Origin of the sequence: Streptomyces sp. NPDC127092, from assembly GCF_042722475.1 — a bacterium.
Taxonomy (GTDB): domain Bacteria; phylum Actinomycetota; class Actinomycetes; order Streptomycetales; family Streptomycetaceae; genus Streptomyces.
Genome location: NZ_JBHXFE010000250.1, coordinates 895 through 1346, shown reverse-complemented (window position 1 = coordinate 1346; position 452 = coordinate 895). Strand labels below are relative to the sequence as shown.

General features: G+C 73.0%; 1 protein-coding gene. It reads left to right on the top strand.

The window, feature by feature from the left end; genetic code table 11:
• On the top strand, positions 1-452 hold a 452-nt coding region (locus ACFWJO_RS39430; protein WP_386873076.1), incomplete at both ends, for a winged helix-turn-helix domain-containing protein.

Below are 452 nucleotides of genomic sequence, written 5' to 3'. Positions count from 1 at the left end.
ATCTACGTGGGCATGGACGAGCTGGCCGCCTCGGCCGCCGGCACCTCCCTCACGCGGCTGGCCAACGAGCTGCGCCACTACGTGGAGTCCCTCGTCCCCGGGGCGGAGTCGCACGCCGCCGTCGCCCTGGCCCCCGCCGGCGCGGAGGGCCGCGACATCGAGGTCGTGCGCCAGGTGCTCGGCGACCCGACCGTGCAGGGCGGCACCCGTCCCGACCTGGCGCAGGCGCCGGCCCCCGTGTCCACGCGCCAGCCCGGTGTGCTGATCGACCTGTCCCGGCGCGAGGTGCAGCTGGACGGTGAGTCGCTGAACCTCACCTTCAAGGAGTTCGAGCTCCTGAACTACCTCGTGGAGAACGGCGAGCGCACCGTCGGCCGCGAGGAGCTGCTCGACGCCCTGTGGCGCAACGCCGACGAGGTGCCCAACGAGCGCACCATCGACGTGCACATCCG